At 61.3% G+C, this 13,875-nt stretch carries 9 protein-coding genes and 2 pseudogenes; 7 read left to right on the top strand and 4 right to left on the bottom strand.

What is annotated here, in order from left to right; genetic code table 11:
* Window positions 1-190: 190 nt before the first annotated feature.
* Window positions 191-1,521, bottom strand: a pseudogene (locus tag H621_RS27610) (SDR family oxidoreductase).
* A 100-nt stretch (window positions 1,522-1,621) separates the two neighbouring features.
* Window positions 1,622-2,746 carry a mechanosensitive ion channel family protein gene (locus tag H621_RS0126050; RefSeq protein ID WP_028946195.1) on the bottom strand — a complete coding sequence of 375 codons (1,125 nt, stop codon included), beginning with the start codon at window positions 2,744-2,746 and terminating at the stop codon, window positions 1,622-1,624.
* Window positions 2,747-2,976: 230 nt separating this feature from the next.
* Between H621_RS0126050 and H621_RS28830 the strand changes: the two genes are divergently transcribed.
* On the top strand, window positions 2,977-3,720 hold the full coding sequence (locus tag H621_RS28830; protein WP_036990433.1) for a MauE/DoxX family redox-associated membrane protein: 744 nt from the start codon (window positions 2,977-2,979) through the stop codon (window positions 3,718-3,720).
* 144 nt (window positions 3,721-3,864) lie between these two features.
* On the opposite strand, the gene H621_RS0126040 is transcribed toward H621_RS28830, so the two are convergent.
* Both H621_RS0126040 and H621_RS29365 read right to left on the bottom strand, forming a co-directional pair.
* The gene (locus H621_RS0126040; protein ID WP_028946193.1) at window positions 3,865-4,401 is read right to left on the bottom strand and encodes a type 1 glutamine amidotransferase domain-containing protein; all 537 of its coding nucleotides are present in this window, start codon (window positions 4,399-4,401) and stop codon (window positions 3,865-3,867) included.
* Window positions 4,402-4,484: 83 nt separating this feature from the next.
* Window positions 4,485-4,643, bottom strand: a pseudogene (locus tag H621_RS29365) (YdeI/OmpD-associated family protein); the annotation flags it as partial.
* A 707-nt stretch (window positions 4,644-5,350) separates the two neighbouring features.
* On the opposite strand from H621_RS29365, the gene H621_RS0126035 reads away from it, so the two are divergent.
* The 6 genes from H621_RS0126035 (at window position 5,351) to algG (ending at window position 13,871) form a co-directional block, all read left to right on the top strand.
* The gene (locus H621_RS0126035; protein WP_028946192.1) at window positions 5,351-6,661 is read left to right on the top strand and encodes a nucleotide sugar dehydrogenase; all 1,311 of its coding nucleotides are present in this window, start codon (window positions 5,351-5,353) and stop codon (window positions 6,659-6,661) included.
* Window positions 6,662-6,750: 89 nt separating this feature from the next.
* Window positions 6,751-8,232 carry a glycosyltransferase family 2 protein gene (locus tag H621_RS0126030; protein WP_028946191.1) on the top strand — a complete coding sequence of 494 codons (1,482 nt, stop codon included), beginning with the start codon at window positions 6,751-6,753 and terminating at the stop codon, window positions 8,230-8,232.
* 64 nt (window positions 8,233-8,296) lie between these two features.
* Complete coding sequence (locus H621_RS0126025; protein WP_280643283.1) at window positions 8,297-9,463, top strand: alginate biosynthesis protein Alg44; 1,167 nt, start codon at window positions 8,297-8,299, stop codon at window positions 9,461-9,463.
* Window positions 9,460-10,845 (top strand): tetratricopeptide repeat protein, encoded by a 1,386-nt coding sequence (locus H621_RS27605; protein ID WP_051270741.1) that lies wholly within the window; start codon window positions 9,460-9,462, stop codon window positions 10,843-10,845. Before H621_RS0126025 ends, H621_RS27605 begins: the two co-directional genes overlap by 4 nt.
* Entirely contained in the window at window positions 10,842-12,275 is a 1,434-nt protein-coding gene (locus H621_RS0126015) for an alginate export family protein (protein ID WP_028946189.1), read from the top strand. The genes H621_RS27605 and H621_RS0126015 overlap by 4 nt, the downstream gene beginning before the upstream one ends.
* A gap of 36 nt (window positions 12,276-12,311) precedes the next feature.
* Window positions 12,312-13,871, top strand: a complete 1,560-nt coding sequence (algG, locus tag H621_RS27600) for a mannuronan 5-epimerase AlgG (protein ID WP_036990431.1) — start codon at window positions 12,312-12,314, stop codon at window positions 13,869-13,871.
* Window positions 13,872-13,875: the final 4 nt, after the last annotated feature.

Here is a 13,875-nt window from a genome sequence, read left to right as displayed (position 1 = left end):
GATGCGGATCTTCCCAACGCTGATTTTCATTGCTTCTCGCAGGTGAGAGGGAGACTGTCGGGTACTGGACCTGAGTTTGTCCCGACGGAAATAGATGTCACACGTTTCAACACTTGACGGACCTGAATCAGAACGGTGAGCACGCTTGAGACCCAGGCCTGCTCACCGTTTTCCAGTGTTGCTCTGCTGGCTAGTGGTCGCGTTTGCGTCGGGACGCCCGATCAACAGCATACAAAACGCCGGCAATCAGCAGGACACCGCCCAGCAGATGCGTTTTGGGAGCCGTTCGATGGGCGGTGCGCCAGCCACCTTCTACGCGACGCGCGCCCCGGGCAGGCTCGAAGAGGTTGCCGGATGAAGTGGCAGTTTCGTCGCTGTGGGTCAGGCCCCAGCGAGTCAGCAGGCCTGAAAGTCGATTGAATCCAGGTACGATCAAATGCGCCAGGCGCGCTAGTGTGGCAGCGTTGCCGACGGTCGTATGCGGGCGGGGGCTGATCGCACGCTGGACCATTGCCCGAGCCACACGGCGTGGATCATAGACAGGAGGAGGGGGCTTGAGTGCATGGCCGGTAAAGTTGCCTCCATCGCGAAAGCCTGGCGTGTCCATCACTGCGGGATAGATGTCGCAGACATGGATGCCGGGAAAGCCATTGAGCTCGCCGCGTAGCGCTTCACTTAAGCCGCGCAAGCCATACTTGGCCGCCGAATAGGCAACTGCATACGGCTGCGCCACCCAGCTACCCAACGACAAGGTGTTGATCAGAACACCGTTTTTTTGCGCTTTGAAGTAGGGCCACACCACATAGGCGCCACGCAGATAGCCAAGCAGGTCGGTCTGCAGCACTTGTTCGTGGGCTTCAAGCGGGGTTTCTGCGAAACGTCCTACCGCACCCACTCCGGCGTTGTTGATCCAGATATCGATACGCCCGCCGCCGAACGCCGCCGCTTGGGACGCCAGTGCCCGCATCTGGTCGTTGCTGGTCACATCGGTCTGCACGGCGAGCACCTCGGTGCCGCAATCGGTGCATTCATCGACGACCTCGAAAAGCGCCGCCTCATCTCGGGCCGCCAGAACCAGGCGCGCGCCCTTGCAGGCAAATGCATGGGCGGCAGCCCGCCCGATGCCGCTTGATGCGCCCGTGATGACAACCAGCTTGCCCTCTAGAGGGCTGCCGATGGGGAGGCGCTGAGAGCGCTCATGCGTGGTGGGAGCGTCCACACCCTGGGCATCGAGCTGCGATTCGTATTGCATTTCGGCCAACTGCAACTTCGCGCCATCCGCCAGGGTCAGCCTCAAATTTTCGAGGGTGCCGGCAACTCGATCGGGAAACACCGGTTCGCCTTCGGGGTCGATGTCGTCGTAGATAAACCTTTTGCCCTCCATCCATCCGATGGCGGTCAGTAGTTCAGGGCCCAGGTAGTACTTTCCATCGAGAAAGAACCCGGGGAACTGACGTGTGCGCTCGCGGATCTCGATGGTGTAGCGCTGGCCGGTTTCATACCGGTGGCTGGATCGATCACGGCCGTTTCCTCCCTGCAGTTGTTTTGCGATAGAGCGGCTACAGCGTGCGGGGTTCAACCGAAGTAGATGAAAGGGAAAGCCAAAGCGTCATCAGCGAACTCAGGCCTTCTTGTAACCCTGCCCACCGCTGCCTTGCCCCTGTATATCGGCGCCGTGCGGCAGGGCAGTGACCTTGATTGCACGCACGGGCACGGCGAACGTGGCGCCTATCCTGGAAAACCGCTCGAGCAAGCGGAAATTGATGGCTTGCTGGATATCCATGTACAGGTTGTAGCCTGGGTCCTTGACGATATAGACGCATTCGAACTCCAGCGCCTCCTTGCCGAAGCCACGCAGGTGGGCGCGGTCGAAACGCGCCTGGTCCTGAGCTTTGATCGCCTCTTCGACGATGCCAGGCGCTTTCTTCACCGCCTCGGTGGGGGTGTCGTAGGACAGGCCGAACTCAAAGACGATGCGTCGTTCCTGCAGGCGCTTGTAGTTCTGGATGGTGCTGCTGATCATGCTGGCATTGGCCATGACAATCTGCTCGCCGCCCAGGCTGCGGATGCGCGTGGTCTTCAGGCCTACATGCTCGACTGTACCGGCCAGGGGGCCAATGACGATGAAGTCACCTACCTCGAACGGCTTGTCGACGGCAATCGACAGCGAGGCGAACAGGTCGCCGAGGATGTTCTGTACCGCAAGTGCTACGGCAATACCGCCTACGCCCAGGCTGGCGACGAACGCCGTGATGTTCACGCCCACATTGGACAACATGGCCAACAGCACAACGGACCACAACAGAACGCGCGCACCCCACGCCGATAGCGTGGCCAACGCGCTGCCCTGGTTCAGGCCACCATTGCCGTGACGAGCGAAGTAGCGACTCAGGCCTAGTGCAATGGCGCGGTTGACCCACAAGCCAATCTGCAGCGCGGCCACCACAAACCACAGGCTTCCTACCCGGTCCAACCAGCGCTCGGGCAGATCCAGCATGCTCAGGCCCACCAGCAACGAGGCGAGGAACAACAGGGAGTTGCTGGTGCCGCCCACTACCTTGGCCATAACCTGGGTCAGCGCGCCGTCCTGCTCGGACCAACGTTGCACCCGCCGGAGCACGAAGCTGATGGCTGCGCGGCATGCCAGGAACGTCAACGCGGCAACGCACAGCGCCAATAGCAGATTAAGGATGGAAATACCGAACACGGTCGTGTCGGTGAAGAGTTCGATAATGCGATCGTTCATGAGCGACTGGCCTCCTGGTTGCCCTCGAGTAAATTCGCAAACGTCTTTTATGGGACGCCTGCGCAACGCCATAGGTCGATTGGATTTCTCGATTTCTGCATGAGTGCCGTTTACGCGCGGGACAGGAACGGTTGTGGTTAGGGTAGGGAGGTGAATCGAAACCGAGCGGTTTGAATTTCTCCTCGCCCAAGCAGTCATCAGCCTTAGGAGACTGCAAGGAGACGCTGAAAATGACCGCCCCCCAAAAACGTGCCGCGCTATACCGCATGGTCCTGCCGCAACACGTATGCCCGTTTGGATTAAAGTCCCGTGAACTGCTCAAACGCGAGGGTTATCGGGTCGACGACCACCCGCTGCGCACCCGCGCGCAAACCGATGAGTTCAAACGTCGAGAAGACGTGGATACCACCCCACAGGCGTACATCGAGGGTCAGCGCATCGGTGGCTACGACGACATTCGGCGCTTCTTCGGCAAGCCAGTCGCCGACCCCGATACCCCACAGTACCGCCCGGTATTGGCAGTGTTCGCTGTGGCCCTGCTGATGGCACTGGCCGGTACGTATGCAGTCTTCGATACGCTATTCAATCAGCGCGTGATCGAGTGGTTCCTGGCCATGAGTATGACCCTGTTGGGCATGCTCAAACTACGCGACGTGGAAGGCTTTTCAAATATGTTTCTGGGCTACGACCTGTTGGCGCAGCGATGGGTGCCCTATGCCTACGCCTACCCCTACGGAGAAACATTGGCCGGGCTGCTGATGATCGCCGGCGCTGCGACCTGGTTGGCATCGTCGTTAGCGCTGGTGCTTGGCACGGTGGGTGCGCTATCGGTATTCAAGGCAGTGTATATCGACAAACGCGAACTCAAATGCGCCTGCGTGGGCGGCGACAGCAACGTACCACTGGGCTTCGTTTCACTGACGGAAAACCTGGTGATGATTGGAATGGGGGGGTGGATGTTGCTCAAGCCCTGAGCTGAAACGGACGGTAAAAATGCTATCCAATCACCGAGTGTTGAGAGGGTGCTCTTAATGGCTGTGTACGGGGTGCTGGATTGAGGTCCGTGCTCCGGCCCCACCGGCGCAGGAACCCAGGGGCCGGAGCACGGACCTGAACCCTCAACCTGTCAGGGCCTTGATCCACTGCTCACTGAAGGCGGGTATATCATCTGGCTGGCGGCTACTGATCAGGTTGCCATCCACCACCTCTTCATCTACCCAGGTGCCGCCGGCATTGCGACTATCATCCTGCAATGTCTTGTAGCGGGTCATCCGCTTGCCTTTGGCCAAGCCACTCGAAACTAACAGCCAACCGCCGTGGCAGATCACCGCCAATGGCTTACCAGCCGAATTATGGCTTTGCACCAGTATCTGCGCGCCTGGGATCAGCCGAATCGTGTCGGAGTTTTGCACTCCTCCGGGCAACACAAGCGCATCGTAGAGGTCGAGGTGGGCACTTTCAAAGGTGGCATCCACAGCAGTTTCGTCGGCTGCCTTGTCATGATTCCAGCCACGTACCATCCCTTCTTCATCAGCCAGAATATCGACCACAGCCCCGTGCTTTTCCAACGCCTCGCGAGGGCCAGTCAGTTCCACCTGCTCAAAGCCATCAGTGACCAGAAAGGCCACGCGTTTGCCATTAAGTTGTGCACTCATGATGTGATCTCCTTTTATCGATAGACCTGAAGTAAGAGGCCTACTGCAAGGAAGCAACGTTCAATCAGACGGTAATCCCAGCCGCCTGTTGTCCATTCTTCAATGGTCGTCCTTCCTCGCCTCGGCAACTGCTCACTCGCGTCTCTTGTCAAGAGGACGAACGCCCACGACGTTTCACTGTCAGGCTTTGCCGGACGAAGAAGCGTTGCCTGGAATCGGGATTTCACATCGACTGCTGTCATTACACCGCCTCCGGCTAATGCGCCTGGCTGCTCCCCTCGTGCAGCCCAACGTTAAACAGCCTGCAGCGTGATTGTCTCGTCCGGCGCGCCGCGCGCTTCAACGCCTTGGCAATAAAACGTTGACGAAAGCGCGGCGTCATAAACGCAGCAGCGCAAGTCATATTTCCGGCGCCATAGAAACTGCATTGCCCGTCATGCTTTAAGCGCCAGTAATGTGGCGAAGAACGTGGCGCGCAACAGTATCGTTGTTGGCGTAATTATATTGTCGCCATTAAGTCGGCATGCCGCGTGGGAATTAAATCAAACTTCACGCTTGCTGTTATTTTGGCGCCATAGGGGCGGGGTATTTATTTATTATTAATTTTTGAATTTCCTATTGCCTTGCTGAGCATCGCTGCTGTTTAATCGTCCGCCTCATCCCTTGAGCCATAGGCCCTGAAGGCGGGTGCTGTAGCGTTGGTAGTGCTGCACTCACTCTTTCTGTCGTATGTCTTGTGCCTGCTGACACCGTTATTATTTATTGCGGTAGTTGGCGCCTGCGTGGGTGCTCAGAAGAAAAGTTGAAGTTGTTAAAGTTGAATTACAAGGGCGGCGCAATTAGCGCAACCCTGCTGTATTACAGGTGCTGGGTTGAAGTGACCTGTCAATGGATACGGGAATGTTATAGAGACATTCCATGGCCTTAAGTTGCAAGGAGCGTTCGTAGCATGCGAATCAGCATATTTGGTCTGGGTTACGTCGGTGCGGTATGTGCCGGATGTTTGTCGGCAAGAGGGCATCAGATCATCGGGGTCGATGTTCAGGCGCTGAAGATTGATCTGATCAACAGTGGCAAATCGCCTATTGTCGAGCCGGGTCTGGGCGAGCTGCTGCAGCAAGGGGTCGCCAGCGGCAGGCTGCGCGGCACTCTGGATGCCCGTGAGGCCATCCTCGAAACCGATATTTCCTTCCTCGCACCGCCGACGCCGAGCAAGCGCAACGGCGACCTCGATGTGACCTACATCGAAGAGGTGTGCCGGCAGATCGGCGAGGTACTACCGCTCAAGACCACCCGTCACACGGTAGTGGTACGCAGCACGGTGCTGCCGGGCACCCTGCGCAAGGTGGTGATTCCGACCCTGGAGCAGTATTCCGGGCTCAAGGCCGGTGTGGACTTCGGCGTGGCGGTGAACCCCGAGTTCCTGCGCGAGAGCACCGCGATCAATGACTACGACTATCCGGCTATGACGGTGATCGGCGAGCTGGACAGCACCTCCGGCGACTTGCTGGAAGAGATCTACCGCGAGTTGGATGCGCCGATCATCCGCAAGACCATCGAAGTCGCGGAGATGATCAAGTACACCTGCAACGTCTGGCACGCGGCCAAGGTCACCTTCGCCAACGAGATCGGCAACATCGCCAAGGCGGTCGGTGTCGATGGCCGCGAGGTGATGGAGGTGATCTGCCAGGATCACAAGCTCAACCTGTCCAAGTACTACATGCGCCCGGGCTTCGCCTTCGGCGGCTCCTGCCTGCCCAAGGATGTGCGCGCGCTGAGCTACCGCGCCGGCCAGCTGGACGTCGAGTCGCCAATGATCGACTCGCTGATGCGCAGCAACGCCGCGCAGGTGCGCAAGGCCTTCGACATCATCGCCAGTTACGACAAGCGCAAGGTCGCGCTGATGGGGCTGTCCTTCAAGGCCGGCACCGACGACCTGCGTGAAAGCCCGCTGGTGGAACTCGCCGAGATGCTCATCGGCAAAGGCTTCGACCTCAGCATCTACGACCGCAACGTCGAGTACGCCCGTGTCCACGGTGCCAACCGCGACTACATCGAGTCGAAGATTCCCCATGTGTCGTCGTTGCTGCGCTCCGATTTCGACGCAGTGGTCGCCAATGCCGACGTGATCGTCCTGGGCAACAGCGATGAAGCCTTCACGCCCCTGGTAGACCGGGTTTCCGCCGACAAGCAGGTCTTCGACCTGGTGGGATTCATGCGCCAGTCCAGCAGTGCCGGACTCGAGGGCATCTGCTGGTAGATCCGCTGGAGTGATGCTCGCGGGGCGCCCTGGCAACAGGCGCGGCGCCCCTGTTGCCGTGTTGTTGATAAGTCATACAGGTCCAAGACATGGATGTTTTTCAGAGTCGCCTGCGCACCGCCGCAGGGTGGTTACTGCTGGTAATCACGCTCATGGGGATGGCATTGCTGCTGCCGCGCAGCACATTCGACCCGGCGTCCACCGATTTCATTCTATTGCTGGGTGTCATTGGCATCTGGCGCTATTCCATGGGCGCCGTGCATTTCGTGCGGGGGATGATCTTCCTCTATCTGGTGTTCCCCTGGTATCGGCGCAAAGTGCGGCAGCTCGGTGCGGCAGCGGCCCCGTCCCACGTGTTCCTGCTGGTCACCAGCTTCCGCATCGAAGCGCTGACTACCGCTCAGGTCTACCAATCGGTGCTCCGCGAGGCCATTGCCTGCGGCTACCCGACCACCGTGGTGTGTTCCATCGTAGAGCGATCGGACGAGCTGCTGATCGAGAGCCTGTGGCGACAGATGAACCCACCGGAGCGGGTCAGGCTGGATTTCGTGCGCATCGCCGGTACCGGCAAGCGCGATGGTCTGGCCCATGGCTTCCGCGCCATTTCCCGGCACTTGCCCGACGACGATGCGGTGGTGGCGGTGATCGATGGCGATACCGTACTGGAGCAAGGCGTGGTGAAGAAGACCGTGCCCTGGTTCAAGCTCTTCCCCTCTGTTGGTGGCCTGACCACCAACGAGTTCTGCGAGGTGCGGGGCAGCTACATCATGAGCGAGTGGCACAAGCTGCGTTTCGCCCAGCGCCATCTCAACATGTGCTCCATGGCGCTCTCCAAACGAGTGCTGACCATGACCGGGCGGATGTCGGTGTTCCGCGCCAGCGTGGTGACCAACCCCGGCTTCATCGCCGATGTCGAGAGCGACCACCTGGAGCACTGGCGCCTCGGACGCTTCCGCTTCCTCACGGGCGACGACAAGTCCAGTTGGTACAGCCTGATGCGCCTGGGCTACGACACGTTCTACGTGCCGGACGCGGCCATCAACACCGTTGAGCACCCGCCGGAAAAGAGCTTCATCAAGGCCAGCCGCAAGCTGATGTTCCGTTGGTATGGCAACAACCTGCGGCAGAACTCCCGCGCCCTGGCCCTGGGCCCCAATTGCCTGGGCTGGTTCACCTGCCTGGTGCTGGCCGACCAGCGCGTATCAATGTGGACCAGCCTGCTGGGGCCCACCGTGGCGATCATCGCCAGCCTCAAGTACGGCTTCGGCTTCCTGATGCTGTACCTGCTGTGGATCGGCATTACCCGCCTGGCGCTGACGCTGTTGCTGCTGGCATCCGGGCACAAGGTGGGGCCGGCCTATCCGCTGATCCTCTATTACAACCAGATCATGGGCGCGCTGGTGAAGGTGTACGTGTTCTTCCGCCTCGACCGGCAGTCCTGGACTCGCCAGAACACCAAGCTTAATCGCGACCTGGCCAGCTTCTCGCGCTGGTTCAACACCTGGTCTTCACGCGCCATGACCTTCTCGGCGGGCAGCGTCTTTCTGGCCTTGCTGATGTTTGTGGTGTGAGCGGCGAAATTGCCCAAGAAGCCTTGAAACCAGGTTCAACTTACTAATTCAGAAAGGAAACGTTATGAGTGCAGTGATCAGCCCGGTGGGCAATGCCAATGTGGTGCATGAGTCCGAGGCGCAGCGTCAGTATGCGCGCCTGAAGCTGCCGGCGAAGGTCCGGTTCCAGGGCCAGCCGGGGGGCGTCCAGGAAGTCCAGCTGTTAGACCTCTCCGCGGGCGGTTTCAGCTTCGAGCAGGGCGGCCAGTCGGTGATCGAGGGCAAGCTCTATCGCGGCAAGCTGATGTTTGAAGTGGAGGGCATCGGTTTCGCCATGGATGTCGAATTCCAGGTGCGCTCGATCATCGGCGGCAAGCGCGTCGGCTGCGAATTCCACAACCTGCGTCCGCGTGAGGTGTCGGCGCTGCGCTACCTGATCAGCTCCTTCGTCAGCGGCGAACTGGTCAACGTAGGAGGTTTGATCAGCATTCTGCAGCGCGAGAACTTCACCAAGGCCCGTGGCGGCAAAGGAAGTGAAAAACTCAGCCTGGTCGGCCGCCTGCGTGCCATGGGTTTGACCCTGGTGATCCTCGTCGCCGGTCTGAGCGCCTTCGCCTATGTGCTGTACCAGTTCTACGACATCTACTTCGTCACCCATGCCGACTCGGCCCAGGTCAGTGTGCCCGGCACGCAGGTAGCGATGCCGCGTGAAGGCACCGTGCAAAGCCTGGTCACCGTCGGCAGCACTGTCAGCAAAGGCGCGCCGGTGGCCACCTTCACGGCGAACATGCTGGATGCCCTGAAGGGCGCGCTGCCGGAATCGGAGATGACCCCGGACAACCTGGAGCGCCTGTTCAACAAGACCTTCCAGGGCACCCTGACCAGCCCCTGCGACTGCAAAGTGGTCAGCCAGCTGGTGGGGGATGGCCAAGTGGCGCCCAAGGGCACCCCGGTGTTCCTGCTGGCGCCGGTGGACAGCGTCGCCACCGTCGAAGCCCGCTTCCCTTACCGTGCGTTCAGCCAGTTGCAACCGGGCACCCCGGTGACCTTCCTGGTGGGCGGCGAAGCCACCGAGCGCGGCGGCCGGATCGTCAGCATGGCCCTGCAGGACGGCGGCCTGGCCTCGGACATCCGTGTGCAGATCCAGCCGAACGAGCCGCTTGCCAGCAATCTGGCCAAGCGCCCGGTGGAAGTGCGCATTCGCCCGCTGAACGGCGTCTTCGTCAACAACAGCCTGGCGTCTGAAAAATGAACAGGACCGGACTAGCATGCGGGCTGCTGAGCTCGCTCAGCCTCGGCCTGCTGGCCGGTTGCGTGGCGTTGCCCGATCTGCAGCTGGCCAAGCAGGCCAAGGGCAGTGGTGACCTCGCGACCGCGGAACAGAACTACCGCATGCTCGCCAGCCAGGGTTATGTAGACGCCCGGATCGGCCTCGCCGACCTGCTGGTACGCAGCCCTTCGATGGAGCAGCGGATGCAGGGCGAGACGCTGTATCGCCAGGCCCTCGATCGCTCTGCGGCGGCGCCGGCGCGGCTGGGTAAATGGCTGGCGAGCAAGCCACAGACGACTCCTGCCGAGCGTCTCGAGGCCGAGCAGCTGTTGCGCCAGAGCCTGGCGGCCGGCGACAACAGCGCACTGCTGCCGCTGGTGCAGGTACAGCTGCAGGATCCGCAAAAGCTTGCCAGCGGCGAGCTGGAGCGCGAGCTGGAGCAATGGCAGGCGCAAGGCATCGGTGAAGCCCGGCTCGGCAAGGTGCTCCTGTACCGTGTGCGTGGCAACTACGAGCAGAAGCTGGACGAGATCGAAGCCATTTGTGCCGGCTGGCTGGACCAGGCCAGTGAGTGCTATGTCGAACTGGCCGAGGTCTACCAGCGACGAGGCGACAAAAACAGCCAACGGCAGTTGCTGGCGCGGCTGGATTCCGCCTATCAGGCCGGCCTGGTGTCGCCTGAACGTGTGCAGGGCGTTGCCAAGGTACTGGCCGACAGCAGCCTTGGCGAAGCCGATCCGCAGGCTGCCCAGGCGCTCTACACGCGTATTGCGCCGGCCTACCCGGATGCCTGGTGCGGTTTGGCCGAGCTGGTCTTGCGCTTCCCCGACCAGGGGGATGCGAACGTACTCACCGGATACCTGAACAAGGGCATGGACGCCGGTTCCAGCCGCGCCGCGCTGATGCTCGGGCAGCTGTACCTCAAGGGCCAGGCCGTACCGGCCGATCCGCGGGCGGCAGAGCAGTACCTGCTGCAGGCCGCGTCCAGCCACACCAAGGCGCACCTGCTATTGGGCCGGCTGTACCGGGATGGCGCGCTGGGCGACATCGAGCCGGAAAAGGCACTGGAGCATCTGCTGATTGCCGCCCGTGCCGGCGACCCGAGCGCCAACATTGCGCTGGCCCAGCTATTTGGCGAGGGCAAGGGCGTGCGGATCAACCCCGTCTACAGCTACACCTTCGCCAAGCTCGCCTCGCGCCAGGGCATGGCCCAGGGGCAGGTCCTGATGGAGCGCCTGGCGCCGAGGCTGCAGGCGCAGGACTACCAGCAGATCGAGAGCCTGCTGGCCCGTGAAATCGAGGCGCGCGGTGGCCAGCAGGTCACCGCCAGGAATCAAGCTGATCAAGCGCAGGAAGTGCTATGACTTTGAAATACCGTCCCGCCACCACGCTGGCCTGCATGGCCGGATTGCTGGCCAGCTCCGTCACCCTTGGGGCGCAACCTCAGCCCGGCTTGTCTTATGGCGCCAATCTCAAGTTCACCGCGCAGTCGATCGAGGACCTCGATCTGGGTACCCGCGACGGTGGCGACTTCAATGGCGCCGGCCTCAGCGTGCGGCCCTGGATCTTCACGCGGCAGGGCGACTGGAGCGCCTTCGCGCTCGGCGAGGCGTTCCTTGCCAGCGACACCATCGAGTCGGATACCAGCGAATCCGACACCTTCGACCCCAACGACGCCCGCGATCGGGAGGACAAGTTCCTCGCCCTGCACGAGTTCTGGGTCGACTATGGTGGCCTGACCGCTTACCCGGGGGAGTCCCTGCGCCTCGGTCGGCAGAAGATCCGCAGTGCTGACGGCCTGTGGTGGGACAGCAATATCGAAGCCTTGCGCTGGAACTTCGAGACAACCCTGCTCAGTGCCCACATCGGCATTGCCGAACGTTTCAGTGACTACCGCACTGACCTGGATGAGCTGGCGCCCGAGGACGAGGATCGCTTGCACCTGCTCGCCGACCTGTCCTGGCAGTGGCAGCCGGGTCACTGGGCCGGGCTGAAGCTCCATCACAGCGATGATCGCGGCAACCTGCCCGGGCAGGGTGCTGCAGTGGATCAGTTGAGCAAGACCACAACCGGCGAACTCACCTGGCTAGGGGCTGAACTCAATGGGGATTTCTACAACGAGCGCAGCAACCTGCCGCTCAGCTACTGGGTCGCCGCCACGTGGCTGACCGGCAATATCGACACCCTGCGCACCAGCACCGTAGCCGGCCAGCGCCAGGCCGACGGCCAGCTGAGCCAGGACCTCGACGCCTGGGCGGTCGACCTTGGGCTGCGCTGGAACATCGACCAGAACTGGCGCGTCGGCGCCACCTATGCGCGTACCAGCGGCGGCTCCGACGGCGACGACTCCGAGCAGTTCAGGCAGACCGGGCTGGAGAGCAACCGCGCCAAATTCACCGGCACCGGGAGTGGCATCAACCGTTTCGGCGAAGCCTATCGCGGCGAGCTGAACAACCTGCAGGCGGCCAGCGTGTTCACCGGCTGGCAGTTGGGCGAGGACTACGACGCCAGCCTGGTCTACCACCGCTTCTGGCGGGTGGATGACCAGGCCGACAGCAGCAGCGGCCTGAAGGCCCAGTTGGTGCCCGGCGAGAAGGATATCGGCCAGGAAGTCGACCTGGTGGTGACGCGCTACCTGAACCGCGGGCAGATTCCGGCCGGGTTGGAGTGGCTGAGGGCATCCTCCGCGTTGGTGCGCTTTCGTGGCGGGCTTTTCTTTCCGGGCGATGCCTTCGGCAAAGGCACGGATTCGAGCATGCACCGCGCAGTCGTTGATTTTGTCTGGCGTTACTGAGTGCCGCCTGCCGAGCTGACCATGGAGTTGGACGCTATGTATTCACACACAAGAAACAGGCAGCGCTGGACCGCCGGCCTGCTCCTCGCGGGTAGCCTCGCGTGGGCGACCGTGGCGCTGGCCGGGGACGCCGCTGCACCCGCTTACCAGGTGTCGAGCATTCCAGCCGAGCCGCTGCTGATCGCGCCGCCGAAGCTGCCCGATCTGTCGCCCTATACGGCCGAGGCGGCCAAGGCCCGGATCGTGAGCAAGCCCACCGGCAGCGTGGTGCTCAAGCGCATGATCGGCGTGGACCAATTGGTGGAGTTCACCGGTGGTGACGAGCGCCTGCGTGAGTGGGTGAAACGCCAGGGTGAAATGCCCCAGGCGATTTTCATCGAGGGTGGCTATGTCACGTTGACGGATCTGGCGCGTAGCCTGCCGAAGAAATATTTTGAAGAGACCGAGCCGGGTATCTATATCGCTCGCCTGCCGATCGTCGTCAGCCGGGGCGCGACCCTGCACATCGGCGTGGAAACCCGTGACTTGCGCCTCTCCAGCGAGCGCGGCGCGTTCCTGATCAACGACGGCAAGCTGTTCATCATGGATACCCGCCTTACCGCCTGGAGCGAGGAGGGGAACCAGCAGGACTGGTTCAAGAAGAAGGGTAAGTTCCGCCCCTTCCTCAACGCCTGGGGCGGTACCGAGACCTACATCGTCAACTCGGTGGTATCGAGTCTTGGCTACACCGCGAGCAAGTCCTATGGCGTATCCATCTCCCAGTACAGCCCGGCGATGCACCCGATCATGCAGCGCGAACATCCCAGCGGCTGGCTGATTGACTCGATGTTCGACGACATGTGGTACGGCTTCTACTGCTACGAAGCCTATGACGTGGTACTCAAGGGCAATACCTATCGCAACAACCTGGTCTACGGTATCGACCCGCACGACCGCTCGCGGCGCTTGATCATTGCCGAGAATACCGCCTATGGCACCCGGGAGAAGCACGGCATCATTGTGTCCCGCGAGGTGAACGACAGCTGGATCTTCAACAACCGCTCCTATGAGAACACCCTCTCCGGGATCGTGGTCGACCGTAGCAGCGTCAACAACGTGGTGGCCAACAACGAGGTTTATCGCAACGGCTCCGATGGCATCACCATCTATGAGAGTGGCGATAACCTGCTGTGGGGCAACCGGGCGTTCAACAACTCGCGGCACGGCATACGCGTGCGCAACAGCGCCAATGTCGGGCTCTATGAAAACCTCGCGGTGGCCAACGGCCTGCTCGGCATCTACGGGCACATCAAGGACCTCACCGACACGCCCCGCGACCTGACGCTCGACCCCTTCGACATGAACCTCTCCCTGACCGTGGTTGGCGGTCGCCTGATCGGTAACGAGTCGGGCGCCATCTCCGTGGTGTCACCGCAGAGCGTGAAGCTCTACGGGGTGGAAATGCTGATGCCGAGCCAGCCCAGCGGCATCGGCATATTCGGTGCACTGGCCAAGGAGCAGAGCCGAATCATCGACCTGCTGGTACGACAGAAGCGGGCCGTGCAAGTGCTGCCGCTCGACAAGTTGGCTCAACTTCAAGTGAGTGACAAACAATGAAAGG

It is taken from the genome of Pseudomonas vranovensis DSM 16006, from assembly GCF_000425805.1.
Taxonomy (GTDB): Bacteria; Pseudomonadota; Gammaproteobacteria; order Pseudomonadales; family Pseudomonadaceae; genus Aquipseudomonas; species Aquipseudomonas vranovensis.
This window is presented reverse-complemented; position numbering and strand designations above follow the sequence as displayed.

Bases quoted from the DNA above. Each gene is read 5' to 3' on its own strand.
- H621_RS0126050 (WP_028946195.1), bottom strand. From the start codon at position 2,746: ATGAACGATCGCATTATCGAACTCTTCACCGACACGACCGTGTTCGGT.
- H621_RS28830 (WP_036990433.1), top strand. From the start codon at position 2,977: ATGACCGCCCCCCAAAAACGTGCCGCGCTATACCGCATGGTCCTGCCG.
- H621_RS0126040 (WP_028946193.1), bottom strand. From the start codon at position 4,401: ATGAGTGCACAACTTAATGGCAAACGCGTGGCCTTTCTGGTCACTGAT.
- H621_RS0126035 (WP_028946192.1), top strand. From the start codon at position 5,351: ATGCGAATCAGCATATTTGGTCTGGGTTACGTCGGTGCGGTATGTGCC.
- H621_RS0126030 (WP_028946191.1), top strand. From the start codon at position 6,751: ATGGATGTTTTTCAGAGTCGCCTGCGCACCGCCGCAGGGTGGTTACTG.
- H621_RS0126025 (WP_280643283.1), top strand. From the start codon at position 8,297: ATGAGTGCAGTGATCAGCCCGGTGGGCAATGCCAATGTGGTGCATGAG.
- H621_RS27605 (WP_051270741.1), top strand. From the start codon at position 9,460: ATGAACAGGACCGGACTAGCATGCGGGCTGCTGAGCTCGCTCAGCCTC.
- H621_RS0126015 (WP_028946189.1), top strand. From the start codon at position 10,842: ATGACTTTGAAATACCGTCCCGCCACCACGCTGGCCTGCATGGCCGGA.
- algG (WP_036990431.1), top strand. From the start codon at position 12,312: ATGTATTCACACACAAGAAACAGGCAGCGCTGGACCGCCGGCCTGCTC.